This window comes from Synechococcus sp. MIT S9509, assembly GCF_047303035.1.
Lineage (GTDB): Bacteria > Cyanobacteriota > Cyanobacteriia > PCC-6307 > Cyanobiaceae > Synechococcus_C.
Genome location: NZ_CP138940.1, coordinates 2,294,236 through 2,313,777 on the forward strand (window position 1 = coordinate 2,294,236; position 19,542 = coordinate 2,313,777).

At 53.3% G+C, this 19,542-nt stretch carries 15 protein-coding genes; 8 read left to right on the forward strand and 7 right to left on the reverse strand.

Annotation, left to right across the window (positions count from 1 at the left end; genetic code table 11):
• The first annotated feature begins 200 nt into the window (after nucleotides 1-200).
• From rfbB to SIB73_RS12990, 6 genes are all read left to right on the forward strand, one after another.
• Nucleotides 201-1,301: a dTDP-glucose 4,6-dehydratase gene (gene rfbB, locus SIB73_RS12965; RefSeq protein WP_413439617.1), complete on the forward strand. Its 1,101-nt coding sequence runs from the start codon at nucleotides 201-203 to the stop codon at nucleotides 1,299-1,301.
• A gap of 155 nt (nucleotides 1,302-1,456) precedes the next feature.
• Entirely contained in the window at nucleotides 1,457-4,003 is a 2,547-nt protein-coding gene (locus SIB73_RS12970; RefSeq protein WP_413404501.1) for a glycosyltransferase, read from the forward strand.
• On the forward strand, nucleotides 3,996-5,120 hold the full coding sequence (locus SIB73_RS12975; protein ID WP_413404499.1) for a glycosyltransferase: 1,125 nt from the start codon (nucleotides 3,996-3,998) through the stop codon (nucleotides 5,118-5,120). Before SIB73_RS12970 ends, SIB73_RS12975 begins: the two co-directional genes overlap by 8 nt.
• A gap of 52 nt (nucleotides 5,121-5,172) precedes the next feature.
• On the forward strand, nucleotides 5,173-5,910 hold the full coding sequence (locus SIB73_RS12980) for an ABC transporter ATP-binding protein (RefSeq protein WP_413439618.1): 738 nt from the start codon (nucleotides 5,173-5,175) through the stop codon (nucleotides 5,908-5,910).
• Nucleotides 5,910-6,734: an ABC transporter permease gene (locus tag SIB73_RS12985; RefSeq protein WP_413439619.1), complete on the forward strand. Its 825-nt coding sequence runs from the start codon at nucleotides 5,910-5,912 to the stop codon at nucleotides 6,732-6,734. The genes SIB73_RS12980 and SIB73_RS12985 overlap by 1 nt, the downstream gene beginning before the upstream one ends.
• A 9-nt stretch (nucleotides 6,735-6,743) precedes the next feature.
• Complete coding sequence (locus tag SIB73_RS12990; protein WP_413404494.1) at nucleotides 6,744-7,844, forward strand: glycosyltransferase family 4 protein; 1,101 nt, start codon at nucleotides 6,744-6,746, stop codon at nucleotides 7,842-7,844.
• Here the strand turns inward: SIB73_RS12990 and SIB73_RS12995 are convergent.
• The 3 genes from SIB73_RS12995 to SIB73_RS13005 all read right to left on the reverse strand — a co-directional run bounded on the left by SIB73_RS12995 (nucleotide 7,834) and on the right by SIB73_RS13005 (nucleotide 10,860).
• The gene (locus SIB73_RS12995; protein ID WP_413404492.1) at nucleotides 7,834-8,775 is read right to left on the reverse strand and encodes a glycosyltransferase; all 942 of its coding nucleotides are present in this window, start codon (nucleotides 8,773-8,775) and stop codon (nucleotides 7,834-7,836) included. The genes SIB73_RS12990 and SIB73_RS12995 overlap by 11 nt on opposite strands.
• Nucleotides 8,776-9,344: 569 nt before the next feature.
• Nucleotides 9,345-10,286, reverse strand: coding sequence for a hypothetical protein (locus SIB73_RS13000; RefSeq protein WP_413404490.1), 942 nt, complete (start codon nucleotides 10,284-10,286; stop codon nucleotides 9,345-9,347).
• A gap of 73 nt (nucleotides 10,287-10,359) precedes the next feature.
• Nucleotides 10,360-10,860, reverse strand: a complete 501-nt coding sequence (locus SIB73_RS13005) for a hypothetical protein (protein WP_413404488.1) — start codon at nucleotides 10,858-10,860, stop codon at nucleotides 10,360-10,362.
• Nucleotides 10,861-10,897: 37 nt separating this feature from the next.
• Here SIB73_RS13005 and SIB73_RS13010 point away from each other — a divergent pair, with 37 nt between their 5' ends.
• Nucleotides 10,898-11,830, forward strand: a complete 933-nt coding sequence (locus SIB73_RS13010) for a hypothetical protein (RefSeq protein WP_413439620.1) — start codon at nucleotides 10,898-10,900, stop codon at nucleotides 11,828-11,830.
• 2 nt (nucleotides 11,831-11,832) lie between these two features.
• Entirely contained in the window at nucleotides 11,833-12,597 is a 765-nt protein-coding gene (locus tag SIB73_RS13015; protein ID WP_413404484.1) for a sulfotransferase family protein, read from the forward strand.
• A 93-nt stretch (nucleotides 12,598-12,690) separates the two neighbouring features.
• On the opposite strand, the gene SIB73_RS13020 is transcribed toward SIB73_RS13015, so the two are convergent.
• The 4 genes from SIB73_RS13020 to SIB73_RS13035 all read right to left on the reverse strand — a co-directional run bounded on the left by SIB73_RS13020 (nucleotide 12,691) and on the right by SIB73_RS13035 (nucleotide 19,478).
• Nucleotides 12,691-13,938 carry a glycosyltransferase family 4 protein gene (locus tag SIB73_RS13020; RefSeq protein ID WP_413404482.1) on the reverse strand — a complete coding sequence of 416 codons (1,248 nt, stop codon included), beginning with the start codon at nucleotides 13,936-13,938 and terminating at the stop codon, nucleotides 12,691-12,693.
• 63 nt (nucleotides 13,939-14,001) lie between these two features.
• Nucleotides 14,002-15,210 (reverse strand): calcium-binding protein, encoded by a 1,209-nt coding sequence (locus tag SIB73_RS13025; RefSeq protein ID WP_413404481.1) that lies wholly within the window; start codon nucleotides 15,208-15,210, stop codon nucleotides 14,002-14,004.
• 162 nt (nucleotides 15,211-15,372) lie between these two features.
• A complete protein-coding gene (locus SIB73_RS13030) occupies nucleotides 15,373-16,524 on the reverse strand; it encodes an HlyD family secretion protein (protein WP_413404479.1) in 1,152 nt (383 codons plus the stop codon).
• Nucleotides 16,524-19,478: a peptidase domain-containing ABC transporter gene (locus tag SIB73_RS13035; protein WP_413404477.1), complete on the reverse strand. Its 2,955-nt coding sequence runs from the start codon at nucleotides 19,476-19,478 to the stop codon at nucleotides 16,524-16,526. The genes SIB73_RS13030 and SIB73_RS13035 overlap by 1 nt, the downstream gene beginning before the upstream one ends.
• Nucleotides 19,479-19,542 lie beyond the last annotated feature (64 nt).

A 19,542-nucleotide genomic window follows, 5' to 3' on the forward strand; every position in this document is an offset into this window, starting at 1 on the left:
TATAGGTTCAGGCATTGGACTTTTGGCCAATGAAATTCTCGAGGATTGCGATCATGGTGGAAACTTTCGCATCAGATAATTGGCTGAAATCACCAGTGGTGAAACTTCCAGGCTGGTCCCTCCCCTAGTCAGCTCGTGAGTGATCGCTTTGTAGGCAGCAGACCTCTCCGTACTGCCCTCAAGAGCTGGGTAATGATGAGTTGGTTTTTGCGTGCGGTTCGGTGAGTTGTCTGCCTGACTCGATTCAACGGGTGCTGGTGACAGGAGGTGCTGGGTTCATCGGCGGGGCTGTAGTGCGTCGCCTTCTGCGCTACAGCGCAGTGGAAGTCTTCAATCTAGACAAGCTTGGTTACGCCAGTGATCTCTCCAGCATCCAGGCCGAGGTGGAGCAACTTGGCGGAATGGCAGCAGGGCGACATCATTTTTTGCAGGTTGATCTGGTTGATCAACAGGCAACAGCTGAAGCTGTTCGCAGGGCAGATCCTGATCTGGTGCTGCATCTTGCTGCCGAGAGTCATGTGGATCGCTCCATCAATGCTCCGGGAGCGTTTCTGAATAGCAATATCACAGGTACTTTTTCGTTGCTTCAGGCATGCCGCGGCCATTGGGATGCCTTGTCTGCTGTTCGTCGCGAGGTCTTTCGCTTCCAGCACATCAGCACCGATGAGGTGTTCGGCTCACTCGGAGCATCCGGGTATTTCTCGGAGGCCACTCCCTACGATCCACGCAGCCCCTACTCGGCAAGCAAAGCCGCGAGTGATCACCTTGTGAAGGCGTGGCATCACACCTTCGGTCTGCCCGTGGTGACGACGAATTGCAGTAATAACTATGGTCCGTGGCAATTTCCTGAAAAGTTGATCCCTGTGGTCATCCTCAGTGCATTGGCATTGAAGCCAATTCCGCTGTACGGGGACGGGCTGAACGTCAGGGATTGGTTGCATGTCGAAGATCATGTTGATGCCCTGTTACTTGTGGCTGGTCAAGGCAAAACCGGAGCCAGTTACTGCGTGGGCGGCGGCGGTGAAGGTGGGGGTTGTGATGAACGAACCAACCGTGAAGTGGTCGAATCAATCTGTGCAATTCTTGATCAGATTCAGCCTCAGGCAGAGTCTTACTCTCGCCTGATTTCTAGGGTTAATGATCGCCCCGGCCATGACCGGCGTTATGCAATTGATTCATCACTGATCAGAAAAGAGCTTGGATGGAGCCCATCGCTTGGCTTCGAGAATGGTTTAAGGCAAACGGTCAACTGGTATCTCGATCATCCCGATTGGTGTCAGCAAATGTTGGGTCGATCATGATTAAAAATCTGAATTCGAAGAGTTTTCTCTAGGGCTTTTCGTGTTGATGAGTGATCAGATCGCCTGTAGAATAGTTTTCTTTGGGATTGCAAACATCGATGTCGTCTATGTTGAAAACTGGCTGCCATTTGTCTTTTTTGAAATTTAATTGACCAATGAGTATTTCGCCTCTTGTTCTTGTTGTCGGCATGCATCGCAGCGGCACTTCAATGCTGGGTGGAATTCTTCAGAAATTGGGTGTCGGGCTCCCGGGTGAGCTGGTCTCAGCCGATGAACACAACCCAGCCGGTTATTACGAGTGGGATCGTGTGGTTTCGATTCAGGAACGGCTCCTGATTGATCTCGATCGCTGGTGGCCTTCTTTGCAGGGTTGCCAGCCTCTGCCGGAGGGGTGGCTGCAACACCCGGCCACAGTTCGAGCGTCGTTGTCTTTGCGTGAGCTACTTTCCCGGCAGATCAACCATCAGTTGTCCCCTTGGTGCATCAAGGATCCACGCACCAGCCGGCTCCTGCCGCTCTGGATTGGCCTGGCGTCTGAGTTGCAACTTCCGCTGCGTCTGATCCTGGCGGTCCGCGATCCGGTTGAGGTCGTGCGTTCACTGGTGAAGCGGGATGGGCCGATCACCGGGATGGATCACAACCGGGCGCAGCAACTTTGGTGGCGACACAACGTTGAGGTGCTCCACACAGCCAGAGCCTTCGGGCTGCCAGTATCAGTGATTGTTTACGGGCGCTGGTTCGATCAACCAGCTCAGCAGCTGACGGCATTGCTTGAAGCTTTGCCGGAGTGTCAGCCGTCGGATCAGATGGTTTCAGCTGCTCTCGCCGGCATTCGCCCTGAGCTCAGACGCAGTCTCACCGGATCAGCTGCGGTTGAATCCCAGCAAGCGGTGTTGCCCTCGGTGCGGCGTCTGCATGCTCGCTTGCTGAAGCAAGGGCCTGCTCGATCCGGGCGTCGACCCTGGAACCGTCTGCCTCCTGTCGATCCACCTCGCGCTCTTTTGGTAGAGGAAGCCCCGCTGCCATCCGCGGCTCAGCTTCGATCTGACCCGGGTTCCTGGGGCCAATGGCTTGAGATGTGGCGCCATTACCCGGCACCCCGCTGGGTGGGGCCGCTGGCTTTTGGTGCCCAGCCGCGCATCAGTTGTTGCGGGATGGCATGGGATCAGTTGCTTCCTCATCTGCTCTGGCAGCACGTGCCGGTGCAGGGTCTGCCGCAACGCCGCCTGAACTGGTCGGAATCAGGTGATCATCAGCTTTGCTTCGTGTCGCAATCCGCAGCCGCTCCTGATGGGCCGGAGCATTTGGCACTCAATCTTGAGTTGCCGGAGCCTGATCGCATCTGGCACTGGCTCAATCTGCTGGCTGCGCAACAGATCATTTGGGATCCAGACCCTGCGAGGGTCTGTCTGTTGAGAGCGCTTGGGCTGAAAGCCTGGTGGCTCGACCCCGAGGAGCCACTCAATGGCTGGCTGGATCAGGCGGATGCCAATGATCCAGCAATCTGGTCGGCCCAGTTCGGGCTTCCTCCGGTTCAATCCGGTTGCCTTCTGCTGCTCGGACATGCCGGGGAATTGTTTGATCAGGCGATGGCTGCCGAGGCTGCTGGTTGTCCGTTAACGGCGGCAGGGGATCTGCCTCCGTTGGCCTACCTGCCGGGTTGGTCCGATCTTGTGGTGACGAGCCCTCAGGCTGGTCTGACCAGGGCTGGTTGGCTTCAGCATGCAGCACGCCAGGCTGAACGTTTGATCTGGCCTGATCAGAAGGTTCCTTCGGCATGGACCTTGCTGGAGATTGATCAGCATCCACCCCTGGCTGCCGCGCCGCCGAGTTCACCGGCCGAGCTCAGGGCACTGCATCGAGGTGAGCCCCTGAAGGTGGCAGCGGAGGAGCGAATCAGCCCAGCTACCGAGACCTTGTTCGATTCGGAATGCGAATCAGACCAAACTGAAGAATCGCCACCACTGCTATTGCGTGCGGCGGTGCTGGTGAGTCTGTTCAATTACGCAGAACGGATCGAAGCTGCGCTCGACAGCGTTGCCAGCCAGACGGAGAAAGCGTTGGAACTGGTTGTTGTTGATGATCACTCAAGCGATCAAGGCGCGATGATCGTGCGCGATTGGATGCAAAGACATGCCGGTCGTTTTGAGCGTTGTCTGTTGTTGAAGCATGCGACGAACGCCGGTCTTGCTGCGGCACGCAATACGGCATTTCAGGCATCGAAGGCTCCCTGGTGTTTTGTTCTGGACGCCGATAATGCACTGTTCCCTCAGGCGGTCCAGAGCTGCATGGAACTGGCTGATCAAAGCTCAGCATCAGTGGCCGTGGTGCATCCGCTTGTGGCCGTTGAGGCTGAAGCGGGTCGTGCTGATGAGCAGCGAAGTCTTGTCGGCCTGGCTTCCTGGCAGAACGACCGATTTCGCGCTGGCAACTACATCGATGCGATGGCGCTCGTACGCCGCAGTGCCTGGGAGGCTGTGGGTGGTTACACCCACATCGAGGGCGGCTGGGAGGACTACGACTTCTGGTGCAAGTTGGTGGAATCCGGCTTTCATGGCATGCAGTGCCCCAGCATCCAGGCCGTTTATCGCAGCCATTCAGATTCGATGACGATGCATTCCACCAGCCGCCTGCAACGATCGCTCTCACGAACATTGCAGGATCGTCATCCCTGGCTTGAGCTGCCATTGGCCAGTGACTGAACGCATCGATCAGGTCCTCAGGGAATGGCCGCCTGGATACGGAGGGGTCGAACGGGTTGCCCATGAACTGGCCAGTGCATGGGGCGGAACAGTGCATAGCTTTGATGTGCAGTCGCGCTCCTGCGCTGAAGTCGACGCGCTGCCTGTGACTTACGAGCGAGTGCTGTTGCCCTGCACTCCGGCGCTGGCTCGTCTCAGGCTTCCGCTGCCTTCAAGGCGCTTATGGAAACTGTTGCTGTCTAAGACACCTCTTCATGGTCACCTGCCATCGCCTGGTGTTCTGCTGTTGCTGCTTCTGGCTCGCCTGTGCAGGCCCAGGCGTTGCGTCTCCGCGCACTGGCACTGTTTTCTCGAGCCTGATGGCAGTTTCAACGGTGCCCTCTACAGCTTTTATCAATGGCTGGCCCTCAGAATGCTTCCCTCGATGTCGCAGGTGGTCACCACCTCTCCCTTGCTCGCTGAAGAGTTGATCCGAAGCGGTTGTGCGGCTGAACGGGTCAGGGTGCTGCCATGTTCTCTCAGCGCAGAGCAGGAAGCGGCCTGCCTTGATCTGCAAGCCGCGCCGTTGAATCGGGATCGGCCATTCACGCTGATTTTCATTGGACGCCTGGACAGTTACAAACGGCTCGACTGGCTGCTGCAGGCCATGACGCAGATCCCCTCACCCTGGTGCCTTGAGGTGGTTGGGGATGGGCCGCGAAGACGTGATTTTCAGGAACTGGCCAACGCTCTGTTCGCTGACAGCCAATCCCGGCGTGTCCATTTTCATGGCCGGGTTGATGAGTCGGCCAAACAGGATTTGCTGGCACGTTCTCAGCTTCTGGTGCTGCCTTCCGATCGCTGCAACGAGGCGTTCGGCATTGTGCAGCTCGAAGCGATGGCAGCGGGCCTGCCTGTGCTGGCTTTTCAGCGCCGGCGCTCAGGCATGGGCTGGGTTGGGGCCCTGCCTGACCTGGAGTGGGACCAGACACCTCAGGCATTGCCAGAAGTGCTGAAGCGTCTTGCTGCTGATGCGCAATGGAGACAGCAGCTTGGTGAGCAGGCCCGTGAGCGCTACCTGCAGCGGTTTGCACGCGCGATCTGGCTAAGGAGTTTGGATGCGATGAGGGCGCGGTAATCTGCCGCTGATGAAGACCCATGCACCGCAATCAATCACGGAAACATCGTCAGTGGTTCTCCGTCTGGAGAATGTTCGTCTTGATATTCCTGTCTTCACCAACGAGACGCGCAGCCTGAAATCGACCCTGATTCGTTCAGTGACAGGGGGAAATCTCAGGCGACATCGAGGTGGTGCTGTGGTCACCGCACTTCAGGACGTGAATTGCATTATTCGTGAAGGAGAAAGGGTTGCTTTGATTGGTCATAACGGGGCTGGAAAATCAACTTTTCTGCGGATGATTTCCGGAATTTACAGGCACACTTCAGGCTTTTTTGAGTCTAAGGTGCGCGTCTTCCCCATGATTCATAAAAGCTTTATCACCAGCCCTGAACTCAGTGGCTTGCAGGCGGTGAAGGCCCACTACCTCATGGTGAATGGCAACCTGCGGGGTTTCACTGCCTTTTGTGATGATGTTGTGGAGTTTTCCGGTCTGGGGGACTTTGTGCGCTTGCCGATCAAGACCTACAGCCAGGGAATGGAGGCGCGCTTGTTGTTCGCTTTGTTGACAGCCTGCAGCCATGATTGTCTGGCGATGGATGAGGGCTTTGGAGCGGGAGACAGCAGCTTTTATGAGCGTGCCCAGGAGCGACTGCATGGGTTTCTGGCGACGACGGGAACATTGCTGCTCGCCTCTCACTCCGATGAATTGCTGAAGCGCTTCTGTACGCGCGGTCTGGTGTTCCAGGAAGGATCGATTGCCTTTGATGGTCCTCTGGATCAAGCGCTCAGTTTTTATCACCACCCATGATGTCGTCCTCTGCGCCACCTCAGTTGTCGGGAGCTCGACCCGCCAGCGTGAAACGCACGTTGCATGAGGCCTGGGCGTTGAGGCGGGTCTGGTGGTTCACCGCCACAGCGCGCACCAAAGCCCGCTTTGTGCGCACAGTGTTAGGGAGCTTCTGGCTTGGCCTCTCAAATTTGTTTTCGATTGCGGTATTGGCTTCGGTGTACCGGTACGTGTTCAAGGTGGAGAATTTCAGTGAGTATGTGGTGCTCTTAGGCCTCGGTCTTGTGATCTGGAACAGCATCAGTGCGGCTGTGACTGGTGCACCTAATTTGTTTGAATACAACCAGTCGCATGTGCATAACACCAATCTAAATCCTATTTTTTACCCCTTGGAAGAATGGGCTTTTCAGATGCAGACGTTTGTGCAGTCGTTTCTGATGGTGGTGGTTGCCTTGAGTTATTTCCAGCAAACGTTACTTCTGCATTTGCTGGTGAGTGGTTGGCTGCCAATTTTAAACCTGTTTTTGTTCTTGTTCTGGTTTCCGCTGCTGGTCTGCTTGTTAGGTGCGCATTTTCGTGATCTCTATCAGTTGGTGCCGATTGTGATGCAATTGGTGTTTTTGCTTTCACCGATTCTGTACAAAAAAGAGAACCTTGGCCCCAGTGTTTGGATTGCGAATTTCAATCCTTTTTATCGGGTGTTGAGCCCGATTCGCCACACCTTGATGACGGGCGAATTGCAGTGGAGTGTCGGACTGATCCTGCTGATGGTCAATGTGTTTGGTGTTTGGTATTCAGTGAGGCGCTTGAATCACGATCGTGCCAATCTGCCTTTCCTTATTTAGGGGCGGGGTGTGACCACGCTGATCAACCTGCTGTCATGGCTGCCTGGCCACTCTGGATTTGGCAGCTATGTGAAGCGCGTCGTTCCAGGACTCCCTGGCCTGCGTTTGCAGTTGGATGTCGGCGGCAAGGGTTCATTGGTGCCACCAGAGCAATGGAGCCCAGACCTGATCAGCTGGGCACCATCTCGGCGGATGCGTTTGCTGCAGCGCTACAGCCTTGGTCAGCATGGTGTTGATCTATCCGGTCTGTTGCAGCGCCATGGTTTGAGCCCAGGGGATCTGGCTGGCATTTATTCCCCCTTCTTTGATGCCTTGCTCTGCTGGCCTGAGGTCCCGCAACTGATCACTTGTCATGACCTCACACCGTTGCGTCAATCGAACAGTCGTAAGGCCTGGTTGCGTTATCGCTTCTGGCAACCGAGGCATGTGCGCTGCGCGAAGCGTTTGATTGCGATCAGTCGCACAGTGGCCGATCAGTTGGTTGAGTTTGGTGCGCCTGCCTCTGATGTGGTCGTGGTTCCCAATGGGATTGCCGTGGAACGTCCGGCGGTGCCGGCGCCACGCAGTCAGGACTTGCTTGTAATGGCACGCCATGACGCCAATAAAAATCTGGCAGCTTTGATCAAGGCGTTTGCAGCTGTACAGCGACAGCTCCCGCAATGGCAAGGAACCCTGCGGATTGTGGGCCGCCAAACGCGCCTCACACCAGGCCTGATGCAGCTGGTTGCTCAGTTGCCCAGACCCCATCAGCTGGAATGGCTGTCATCGCTCACTCGAGAGCAGCTGATTGAGCGGTTGCGTTCCAGTCTGGCCCTGGTGTCGGCCAGCACAGAGGAAGGATTTGATTACCCGGTGTTGGAAGCGAAGGCTGAGGGAATTCCCACTTTGATCAGCGATATTGACGTGCACCGTGAATTTCACCACTCCAGTTCACTGTTTTTCCCAATTGATGACACCGGTGAAACGCTGGCTGGCCATATCAAGGCATTGTGTTCGGCTGATTCCACTTGGCTAGACCTCTCAACCCGGGGCTATGCCTTGGCCCAGGCGATGAGCTTGGACCGCCAGCAGGCGGAGATTCGCAGTCATCTCCAGGCGATTACTGCGTGAGCAGAGAGCAAACGGAATGGCTGAAAGCTTGTTCAATCAAGCGCTGATAGTTCCGGTAGCGCACGATGCGGTCTTGCCGCAGTTGATTCAACTCAAGTTGCTGCATTCGCTCTGACTGACCAGTCAAACTCTGCTGGTGGCGTTGGCAGCTGAGGCGTATGGCGCTTGCCCAGTCGCTTGTTTCCAGCGTGGAACACAGCAACACATGCTGATCAAAATCATGCATCTTGTGAATTTCCCGGTGAGACCCCAGGGGGCTTGCGATGGCTGTCATACCCAGGCAGGCCGCATCCAGCACTGGAATGCCGAATCCTTCAATCAGCGATGGGCTGACGAGTGCCAAGGCATTGAGGTAGAGCTGCCGTTTGGTTGCTTCATTCACATAGCCAGTGAAGACAACATTGGGATTGTTGGAGGCGATCGCTTTCACCTCATTGCTGTATTCATCCTGTTGTGGTTTTCCGGTGATGCAGAACTGAAATCCCAGGTGTTCCATGCCTGATTCCATGTAGGACTTCAGCGCAAACAGCAGATTTTTATGGGGAGCGACTGATGAGTTGAAGAGCAGATAGGAAAGGGGGCTGAAGCGATGGGTCTGTTGTTGACCCAGGCAAGGTACTTGCAATTGATCAGTTCGGCTTTCCCAATCGAGCGCATCACCTGGAAAGTGAAGGGATGGTGGTTGGGTTAAAACAGTGCCGAGTGGCTCGTAGGATCTGGGTTTGATGTTGAGGATCGCGGCGTTGTAGTTCTGTTCCGCATCATTGGAGACAAACCAGCGCCTGGCTTTGCTCGCGGCGATCAGGCGCCGCGTGAAGCAAGGCAGATCATCGCGTGTGCGTTGGTATTGAAGCGGGATGAGGTCATGAACAGTTTGAAGAAATAGCGAGCAATGTTCGGGTGCGAGATTCAGTGGGCTGGTGCTGATCAATCCATCAAAATCTGCAAGGTTGATTCTGAAAGGTTTTGCTGATCTGCGCTTTGCCAGCGACATGCTGAATTGAAAGCAGTTCTTTGCGCAGATCAAGCCCTCGATATCAGCAAGATAAGACAGTCTTTCGCTTCGCTGATAAGGGCTGTTAACCAGTGCACTTTTGGGGATGATTTTGAGCGACTTGGCGTCGATTGATCTGTCAGGGAACAAGAGTTGCATTCCTTGTTCTCCCCGCTGATGTTGCAGCAAAACAAATGAGCGAAGAAATGGAAGTTTCAGCAAAAACCTTTTGAACAGCCCCAGTGGCTTTACCGCTTCTTCAGTCGTGTTGAGTTTTTCAAGAACTTCTGCGCTGAAGATCGTTGTGCCAACCGCTGATGGGAGTTTGGCTTTTTTGATTTTTTTGATATCTGGTGAATACTCTGTTAGAAGCCATACCTCTGCTCCTGCTTTGTTAAGAGTGCGCAGTAGATTCTTCGTGAATACGGCAATACCGCGATGTTCGCTTTGCTCAAGTTCAAAGCCGCACACCACCAGACGTAAGCCTTTGAGGGGCGATGCGTTCATCACTGATGCCCCCCTGCAAGTTCAAGTTGTTGTTTGAGGCGAAGCCGTTCTTCCCGCAGATCAAGCAACACTTTTTCCTGCTCTGAGCGCTCTCTGCGTTCAATATTTAGTGTCTCTACATTCGTTTGATCAGCCACAAGATCGCGCAGATGCATCGATTCCCGCTGTTGTTGCATCAGCAGAATCTTGAGTTGTTTTTTGCTTGCCTGATCGATGAATGTTTTAACCCGGGCCCGTAAACGAATCTGATCTTCACTGTTGCCTGCCTGGCTTTCATCTTGGCTGCGTGTTGTTTCTGCTTCATGCACTGCACTGGCTTCTGCGCACAGCCACACTTGTTTCTTCAGTCGTTGCTGCACATCCATGCAGAGTTCAACATCCTCTCCGCAAACCCGATAGGCGGTGTTGAAGGGATGCTCTAGAAAATCCTGACGAGCAATCCACTGCAGTGCCCCAGTCACAGCTCCAACGGGCGCGCTGGGGATGTCTGAGAGTTTGCTGCTGCTCATAAGTCGATCGAGCAGGTGATAACTCGAGCAGCGCAAATCGAAATTAATGCCGGCATGGGAGATCAAATCATATTGATCGCGCAGGAGTGCTCCCACGAGGCCGATCTCTGGGTTGCTGTTGAGCAGGTTGAATCCGGCATCCACGCAGCCCGCATCCAAAATGAGATCGTCATTGGCAATCATCAACACATCGCCCCCGGCCTTGGCGGCCAGTCCATTCATGTTTCCGGAGAAGTGATAAGGAACCCGTTGGGCGATGTGCAGGTCGTAGCGGCTTGTGTTGTGTATCTGCGTTTCTTCGGCGTCAGTGCCGTTCCATGAACAGAGAATCTCCATCTCCATCGGATGGAGTCCACTGGCCTGATTCAAGCTGGCACAGAAACGGTTGAGCAGCTCCGGTGTTCGCGACACCACCAGGATGGAAACCTGCATAAATGCTTTGCTCAGAGCACCAGCTTATGACTGCGGTTTGCTGTCTCTAGCTGCAGCAACAGATGGTGCGTATTCAATCCAATCCAGGTGCTTTGCCTCTTGTTGTTTCCTTGTTCTGAAATTCTTCGTGACCCCGATCGATAGGGGGGGTGATTGATGGACTGGTCGCCAATCCGCGCTGGGGCTCCAGCTCGTTGAGCGCTTTGATGACTCGTCGAGGCTGCCACTGAGCTGTGAAGGCCTCTGCTTCATGCATGGATACCATGTCTCTTGGCAGACGTGACTTGTCCACGGGCCAACCGAGCGGCAACACTGCCACAAAATTGGCCTGCCAGTGCTGGATGACATGCACCATTTCATGGGCGAGCAGTCTGCAAACCCTGGGGTCGGTGTCTCGTTGCTCGGGTGCTTGAAGGGTTACGTAACCAGGTTTTCCCGGTAAGGCCGTATACGTGCCTGAAGGCTGAGCGGATTCAGGTTGTTGTTGCCACCTGACATCCACGCCCAGCCGGTCAGCCTCAGCGAGCAGGGTGGTGATGCATTCGCCTGGTGGCAGCGCGGGCAAGACGTCCATTGGCCTCCTTTAAGGTTTTTGCAGCTGGGCGGAATGGGTGAGACTTTGTCGTGTCGCGGTTGCGGTACCTCACTTTTACAAGGAAGGTACTGCAACAACGGGCTATGGCTCGACGCGTGCGGGCACAAGATTTGCACGCCAACTGGCATTGGCTCGCTGCCTGTCCGGGGTGTTGGCGCTCAATCGTCAGCCTCAGGATTTGATACTGAACCATGCTCAGCAGGCGATTGAGGTTGCACCAGCTCTCGATGACAGCACCACGCGACTGAAAGGCATGAAGATAGATCTCCATGTGTTTGTGAATGGAGAGTATTACCTAAAGGACGTGGTGGAGCAATTCACTGGGCGTTTGACTGTGCATGCTTTGGCATTAGACGATCCGCGTTCATTACCTCTTGCTGCTGCGCAATGGCTTGTGCATCAAAACAAGCAAGTTGCTGATCTTTCTCTTTACTTGGAGGATGATCTTGTGATTCAAGATCCGCGCTATGTGGATAAACAGATCTGGTTTACTCAACGCACTGAACATCAATTTGTTCTGATGCCCCATCGACAGGAATACTGCGTTGCAGATGCACCGATCCGTTTATGTGTTGACGGGCCAACCAAGCCCACTGAGCAACAGCAGCCTGTCTGGAGTGATCAGGAAAAAGAAGTGGCGCGCGGCAGCTTTTGGGATGGCCGATCCGTGGGTTTTGCTGTTGCAAGCAATCCCCATTCCGGCAGTTTCTGTTTGAGCGCAGCTCAACGAAAAATGCTTGTGGAGCGCCAGGCGCAGCCCACTGAATTCGTAGGGCCGCTGGAGACGGCTGCTACCGGCACCGTTTTGAATCATTTCCCTGTTCTCAAGCCGATCTGGCGAGAGCGTGATTTCCTCTGCCTGGAGCATGGACACCCCTCTTTTCTCAGTCAGCTGGGGGCGTTGCCATTGCGTTCTGCCAGCACTGCCAGTGCGAAGGAGAAAGGGTGAACATGCCAAGCACCGCTGGTCGTTTGCCCCAGTTCCTGGGGCTGGGGGTGCAAAAGGGCGGAACCACTACGTTGCAGCGGTTGCTGGAGCAGCATCCTCAGGTGTGGTTGCCTCCGGAGAAAGAGCTGCATTTTTTCAGCTTGCACTATGCGCGTGGTGCAAGCTGGTATTCGGATCGCTTCGCTGCTGCGGCACCAGATCAATGTTGCGGTGACATCACCCCCTATTACATTTTTCACCCCTATGCTCCGCAGCGAATTGCCGAATTACTGCCAGATGCGCGATTGATCGTGTTGCTGCGTGATCCTGTGGAGCGTTGTTTATCGCAGTATTTTCATTCCTGCCGCCTAGGGCTCGAGCACCTGGGGCTGGAGGAGGCGCTGGCTTCTGAGCAGGATCGCTTGTTGGCTGCTGGCCTGAAGCTGGCTGAGGTTGGTGCGACTCATCGCAGCCACCAGGAACATAGTTACCTTGCCCGCAGTCGCTATGAGCAGCAGTTGGCTCGTTATGAGCGGCGTTTTGCAACCAATAAACTGCTGCTGCTTAAAAGTGAGGATCTGTTTGAGAAACAGGCTCTGGTTTGGCAGCGTGTGCTGAACTTTCTTGAGTTGGACGCGCTGCCTAGCCCTGAGGGAACAATACCGGCCAATGCCGGGCGCGGTGAATCAGCCGATGTTCCTGAGACCTTGAGACTGCGCTTGCGTGAGCAGCTTCAGTCGACCTATCGGACGATGGAAAAATGCTATGGAATCAGTTGGTTGACTTAACAATAAACATTTGATTTGAATAAGAAATTATTGATCTTTAAGGTGAAGATTTGCTTTGATGATCTGCGTTTCTTGTTGATGTCATCATGCTGATTAGCGACGGCTGAGGGCCCCACAAGCCACCATTTTCATCAGCGCCAGCTGACGCGGCACACACTGTTGGAGACTGTAGTTTTTGAGGATGGTTTGACGCGCATTGCGGCCCAATGTTTCTGCTAAGTCGCGATTATTCAGCAGTTCAGCAACGCTTTCGGCCAGTCCTTGATGGTCAAAGAAATCAACCAGTAAACCGTTTTGGCCGTCTTTGATGACTTCCTGAACAGGTGCTGTAGCCGATCCCACGACGGCACATTGCGTACTCATTGCCTCTAGTAGACTCCAGCTCAGCACGAATGGATAGGTGAGATAAACATGTGCCTTGCTTAATTGCAAGAGATGCAGGAACTGCTCGTATGCAAGAGCGCCGGTAAAATGAACCTGCGCTGGATCATATTGACCATCAATTTCTTTTAAAAACTGATCTTTCCACTCTCCATCAGGGCAAGCTGCGCCATAACTTACGCCCTCAGTTTTACCCACAACCACAATCTTTGCTTTCGGGCAGAGGCGTTGTAATTCGGGAATCGCGCGAATGAAGGTGTGACAACCTCTATACGGTTCAAGCGTACGATTCACAAACGTGATGATTGGTGTATCCGGTTTCAGCTCCGTTCCATTAGGAAGTTGCAATGCTTCTGCGGAAGGATTCGGACAGGCGAGCTTTGTATCGATGCCATCATGAATCACACTGATGGATTGCTGCCAGTGTTGCGGAAATGTGCTGCATTGAAAGTGTGTCGGGCAGACATTCCAGTCGCTGTGTTCTAGCGCTAACAGTGTTGTGTTGTTTTTGAGGATAGCTTTGGAAGTGCTTTCGAGAGTCTTGGCTGGTTGTATTTCCGGGTCAAAATTGAGATCGTATCCTTCAAGACGGTAAAAAAACTCTTGATAGAGAAGAATCGGGCATTGTGGCCAGATTGCTTTCAGGAACAGGGATTCGCCCCATCCAGGATGTGCACAGATGATATCCGGTGAGAATCCCTTGTCTTTGAGTTTGTTGGCAGCTTGTGCGCAGGCTTCGGCTCGTATGACTTTACTTTCGGTTTCTAGTGCCAAGGGATGAATGTCTGTCGTATTGCCTCGATTGATGGGATAACGAAAATATTTTATATTTGTACTTAAATCAACATCGCTCGGGTATGTGCCCAGTGCGATCTGGTTGATACCATTTTTTTGTCCGAGATGATTGCTGATGTGTCTGTATTGACCAGGGAAGTTTTGATGGATATAGAGAATATTCACGTGAATAATAAAAAGTAAAAAAAAGCACCTCCCGAAGGAGGTGCTAAATAAATCGAACAAAAATCAAACAGTAACGACATTACCGATGTTCGCTGGCGTGAACAGACTAGTGCTGTTGATTTTGATCACATTGTCAGAATCGGCCTGCCAGCCAGCAACATTGTCGTTGTTGAGAACAACGTAACTTCCAGCGATACCTGCATTTGAAGCGCCGGCGGTAATGGTGATGATGCCTACATCATCATTAAAAAGGAAGCCATTCGCACCAGTGAACTCAGCAGTCAGGATCTGTCCAAGACTGCCCGCAAAGTCAGATGAAACAGTACCGCGGTTAATTACGACTTGACCCTGTACACCCAGTTTGATTGTGTCTCCAGAAGAGAAGTCAGTGATGGTGTCAAAACCTGTGTTCCCTGTTGCGGCAACACCAGCTGCATTAGTTACGTCATAACCAGCAAAGACGTTAGTACCATCACCACCGGACAGAGTATCAGCACCGAGGCCACCAGTCAGTGTGTCATCACCTTTGCCGCCTTCTACGTCGTCATCACCAGCTCCGGCGTCGAGGATGTCATTGCCGTCAGCACCTTCTACATCGTCGTCGCCGCCTGCAGTGGTAATGGTGTCTGATCCAAGATCACCTACTACGAAAATGTCACTGTCAGAAAAGACGTCAATCACGTCATTGCCTTGACCGCCGTAGATTGCACTGTCAACGAATCTGCTGCTTGCAAAGCCGACCTCGATTACGTCGTCACCTTTGTTACCGTAGATTGTGGTTTCAACAGAGTCAGCAAAAATATTTATTCTGTCGTTGCCTTGACCGCCGTATATCTCTGAATCAATTGAGTCGACGATCCGGATTGTGTCGTTGTCCGTGTTGCCGTTGAGCTCTGATTCGTCAAGCAATAGAATATCGAAAGTGTCATCACCACCTCTTCCGACGACTTCAGAGAAGAGAACAATGTCGGCGTTGAATGTGTCTTTGCCATCGTTGGCCAGAGTCAATCCATCAAGTGAAATGAATGAGTCTGTGATGACTTGTCTGCCGAAACCATCAGCAATGTCCAATTCATCATCGCCACCGCCCATGCGAATCTCATAATCCGAAGCAACGGCGTCAGGAATTAAATCAAGAAGAACGAAGTCATCACCAGTGTTTCCACCGATGAAAACCTCATCAGGCAATGTGAAAATTGAGGCTACGTCGACGCCAGTGGTGCCGACGAGAGAAGTGATGCCGTCTGAGCCGACAACAGTGGAGAAGGCCAATGTTCTACTGGAATTGAAACACAATGATCATAATGTCGGCTTTGCAGCCGGTCAACAGAAAAATCTGGAAGTTGTGACAGCAGTTGAATTGGGCTTTTTGCAGTCCTATTGGCCTATGCACGATTAGCAATTATGGGTTTTTTGTAATGACAAGCTCTTGAATCAGATCTGTCTCAAGGAATCAGCCTTGTCCTGGAAGCTACCCAGCAGAAGTTGTAAGTAAGTTACCTTGCGCAACTTGATGTTTGCAGTCAGGCTCATCCCCACTTGTAAGGGAAGTTGCTGTCCGCTTTTGATTTTGAGCTGTTGGCTCGAAAGTGTGATCGTTGTTGGGTAGCGGTATTCGTCGCGTTGTTTCTGTTGATCGGGAGGTAAAGCGTCTGAACCCACCGATTTCACGGTGCCTTGTAGAACGCCGAAGTCAGTGGAGGGAAACGAGTCGATGCTGATGTCTGCAGGCATTCCCACCCTCACAAAGCCGATGTCACGGCTGGGCACTTCCACGTTGGCCTGGAGCTTGTCGAACGGAACGATTTTCATCACTGTTTCGGTGCTCTGCGCGGCATAGCCAGAAGAGCGTGGCTGCAAGTCGAACACCACTCCATCAACTGGTGAGCGCAGGGCTTGGTATTTGAGCGTTACCTCTGCTTCGGTGCGTTGGGCCTGGAGTTGGGAGAGCTCTGACTTCAGCTGCTGGACCCCCTGCTGAAGAATCGCTGTCTGACGCAAACGCTCCACTTTCACCTGCGACAACCTGCCGCGCACCTCTTCCACTTTGTTGCGTTGCTGTAAAAACTGCAAATCCGAGGATGCTCCCTGGTCTGCAAGAGTCTTGAAACGACTGAGAATTTCATTTTCAAGCTTTAGGTTGCTTTCCAGCATCCTGACTTCTTCATCATTCTGTTCCTGAAAACGTTTGAGTTCGGATAGCTTTAATTTGAGTTGCTCTTCTTTAAGGAGAATATTTTGCAAATTAGATTTTAATTGCTGGCTGCTTGTTTCCGTGTCAAGTCTCATCAAGACCTGACCAGCTTTGACTTGGTCGCCATCTTTGACCAGGATTTTGTCGGCAATTCCTCCAACCGGCATCTGAATCTCTTTTACAGCTCCAAGGGGATCGAGTTTGCCAGTGGCCACCACAATTTCCTCGGTTTTCGCGATGCAGAGCCAAGCCACCCCAAACGCGGTTGTTCCGATCAGCCCCCAGGTGATCGCTTGCATCCATTGTCTTGGTTGCTCGAGCACTGACTCGTCATGGTCTGTGCTTTTAACAGCCTGCTCAAGAACATTCTGTCCGCGTTGAAACCAACTCATCAGCTTGCCTCCTGTTGACGGTAAAGGGCGAAATAACGACCTTTGAGATCCATCAATTCCTGATGGGTGCCGCTCTCAACCAAGGCACCGTTGTGCATCATCAGAATCCGATCTGCGCGCCGAATCGAAGACAGCCGATGGGTAATAAACAACACCGTGCTGTTGTTAATCGATTCAAGTAAGTTGTTGCAAACACGGCGTTCGGTGTCATAGTCGAGGGCGCTTGTGGCCTCGTCCATCACCAGCAATTTTGGTTTACTCAGCAACGTTCGCGCAATTGCAATTCGTTGCCGTTGACCGCCACTGAGATTGCTACCCCGTTCCCCAACGTTGGTGCTGTAACCACTCGACAGCTGCATGATGAAGTCATGTGCACCTGCCATACGTGCAGCTTCAACAATGTCATCACTGTCTGCATCAGGTTGAGTAAGAGCAATATTCTCTGAAATTGTTCCAGAGAACAGCAGAGGATCCTGTGGGACGATGCCAATCTGTCTTCTTAATGAATAGAGTTCAACCTTGTCAATGTCATACTCGTCAACTAATAATCTGCCTGCATTCGGTGAATAAAGTCTTGGTAATAGTTTCACCAATGTGCTTTTGCCGCTACCACTTTGCCCCACAATTCCAACAAAGCTGTTGGCTTCAATCGACACGCTGATGTTTTTAAGAACAGGAGGTGATGATGGATCGAAGCTGAAAGTTATATCGTCAAAAGTCACTTTGCCATTAATGGGTGGCAAGGGTATTTTTGCTTGATCCGTTTCATTTGATTCCAGTGGCGTATTGATGATGTCGGCTAAACGTTCAAAGCTGACTTTGAGCTCTTGGATGTTTTGCCAGATCGTCGAGAGACGCAGCAGCGGTTGGGTGACGTAGCCACTGATGATCCTGAATGCAATCAGCTGCCCCAGAGTGAGTTCACCTTTCAGGACCATTGAGGCGCCAACCCAGAGCACCAAAAGTTGAGATAACTTCTGCAGCACCTGGCTGGCCTGGGTGACGGCTGTCCCGGTGATTGTTTTTTCGTAAGTGCGGGCGATGTAGCGGCTGTAAAGCTCCTGCCATTTCCAGCGGCTCACCATCTCCACGTTTTGTGCTTTCACGGTTTGAACACCCGTGAGCACTTCCACAAGATGGCTCTGGGTTTTGGCGTTTTCCTCAGCGGCCTGGCGAAACTGGCGACGGAACAACGGTGCTCCCAGCAGGGTGAGGCCCACCTGAATCGGCAGCACCGCTAGAGCAACCAGGGTGAGCACCCAGCTGTAAAGCGCCATCACGGCGATATAAATCACCGAAAACAGGGCATCGAGAATTGTTGTGAGAGCTTGGCCTGTTAGGAAATTGCGAATTTTCTCCAGCTCGGCGATGCGTGTTCCGAGTTCGCCCACAGGACGCCTGTCGAAATAGCCCAAAGGCAGGCGAAGCAGGTGGTCAATCACCTCAGCGCCAAGGCGTTGGTCGATCCGATTGGTGGTTTCGGCGAACAGGAATGTTTTCAAACTGCCGAGGACCCCTTCAAGCAGGGTCACAGCAACTAGAGCGACTCCGAGCACCTGAAGTGTGTCGAGACTGCGCTGATTGATCACCTTGTCGATGATGACCTGGATCAGAAGCGGATTGGCCAGGCCAAACAGCTGCACCACGAAGCTGGCCACAAACACTTGCGTCAGCACGCCGCGATAACGGCGTAGCACTGGCAAAAACCAGGTGAAGCCAAAGGTTTGATCAGGAGTGCTGTGGGAGCGATCCACCAACAGAATCTCAAAACCCTCCGGGAAACGATCGGAGATCTGCTCTGGAGATATGTTGATTTCACCGTCTCTTGGCGAGGCCAGCAGCAAGCCGTTGCTGCTGCTGCCAATCACCAGTACGAAGCCTCCATCCCATTGCATCAGTGATGGTGTTTTCAGGCGTGTGGATTCGCTGGCTGGTACGCGGGCCGCCACCACATGCAGGCCGAGTCCTGCTGCCAGTTGCCCGCAAATCTGCAGATTGGGTGTCTGGTCGCGCCGCACCACATCGCGCAACACTTTCTCGATCGAATCCCTGCGGAAGGGAAGATTCATCACCGCCGCCATCATCTGGAAGCAGGCCATTGTTTCCTGCAAGGGGCCCTGACCGCGCACCAGGCGGAATTTGCCGGAACCCGGGTTGCCGCTCTGGTGCAGGCCGCTGGCGGCAGGCCGATCAGGAGCATCTTCCAGCGTCAGCAACTCTTGCTTGCTCTCCTCAACGATCTCAGGATTCACCGCTGATGAGGAGCCCTCTCCCGCGATTGCTTCAGCCAGAACCTGCGGCACCGCAATCAGGCGCGGCTTGAAAGGAGCTGCCCCCGAGGGCAGTGGATCGCCGGGATTGATGGCAACGCCAAGTTCAGTGGGATTGGTGTGATCAAGCGCGTACACATTGAGGCCCTCTGTCTCAGCCTTTTGGCGGGCTTGATCAGTGTGTTCAAGGAGCTTGGATTGCTCTGAAAGGGGCTTGAGCCAGCGCAAAAGAGACCCGTCGCTTTGGGCCGATCGTTGCTGAATTGCCTGAATCAGTGCAGTCAGTTCTGCTGGCCAGAGAGACTGTTGACACCAAGTCCGAAAGCTTTCTTCGTTGCGATAGAGATCAGCAATGCACTGGTCTGGAATGGCCAGTGCTGTTGAATCCGTGGACGCACTCACCTCTTCACAGGCCACGCCGCGCAACAGGGATGCAAGGCCCAATACGAAACCCGGTCCCATTTTGGCCAGGGTGACCAGCTGACCCTTCTCTCGGCCGAGCAAACGTGCCTGGCCAGTGACAAGCAACACAACGTTGGCGGGCAACGTGGAGGCATCAGTGATGGTCTGGCCGATGCGGTAGCGCAGCAGTTTGGCGCTTTGATTCAGCTTGTCCAGCCCATTCTGGCTTAAACCTCGAAAGGCCGGATGCTGTTGGAGCGCTGCGATGGGAGTCGTGGTCATAGGTGTTTGCAGCGGCAGAGACGCGCAGACTCCTCATCGAAGTGGCCAATCATTATTGATTGTT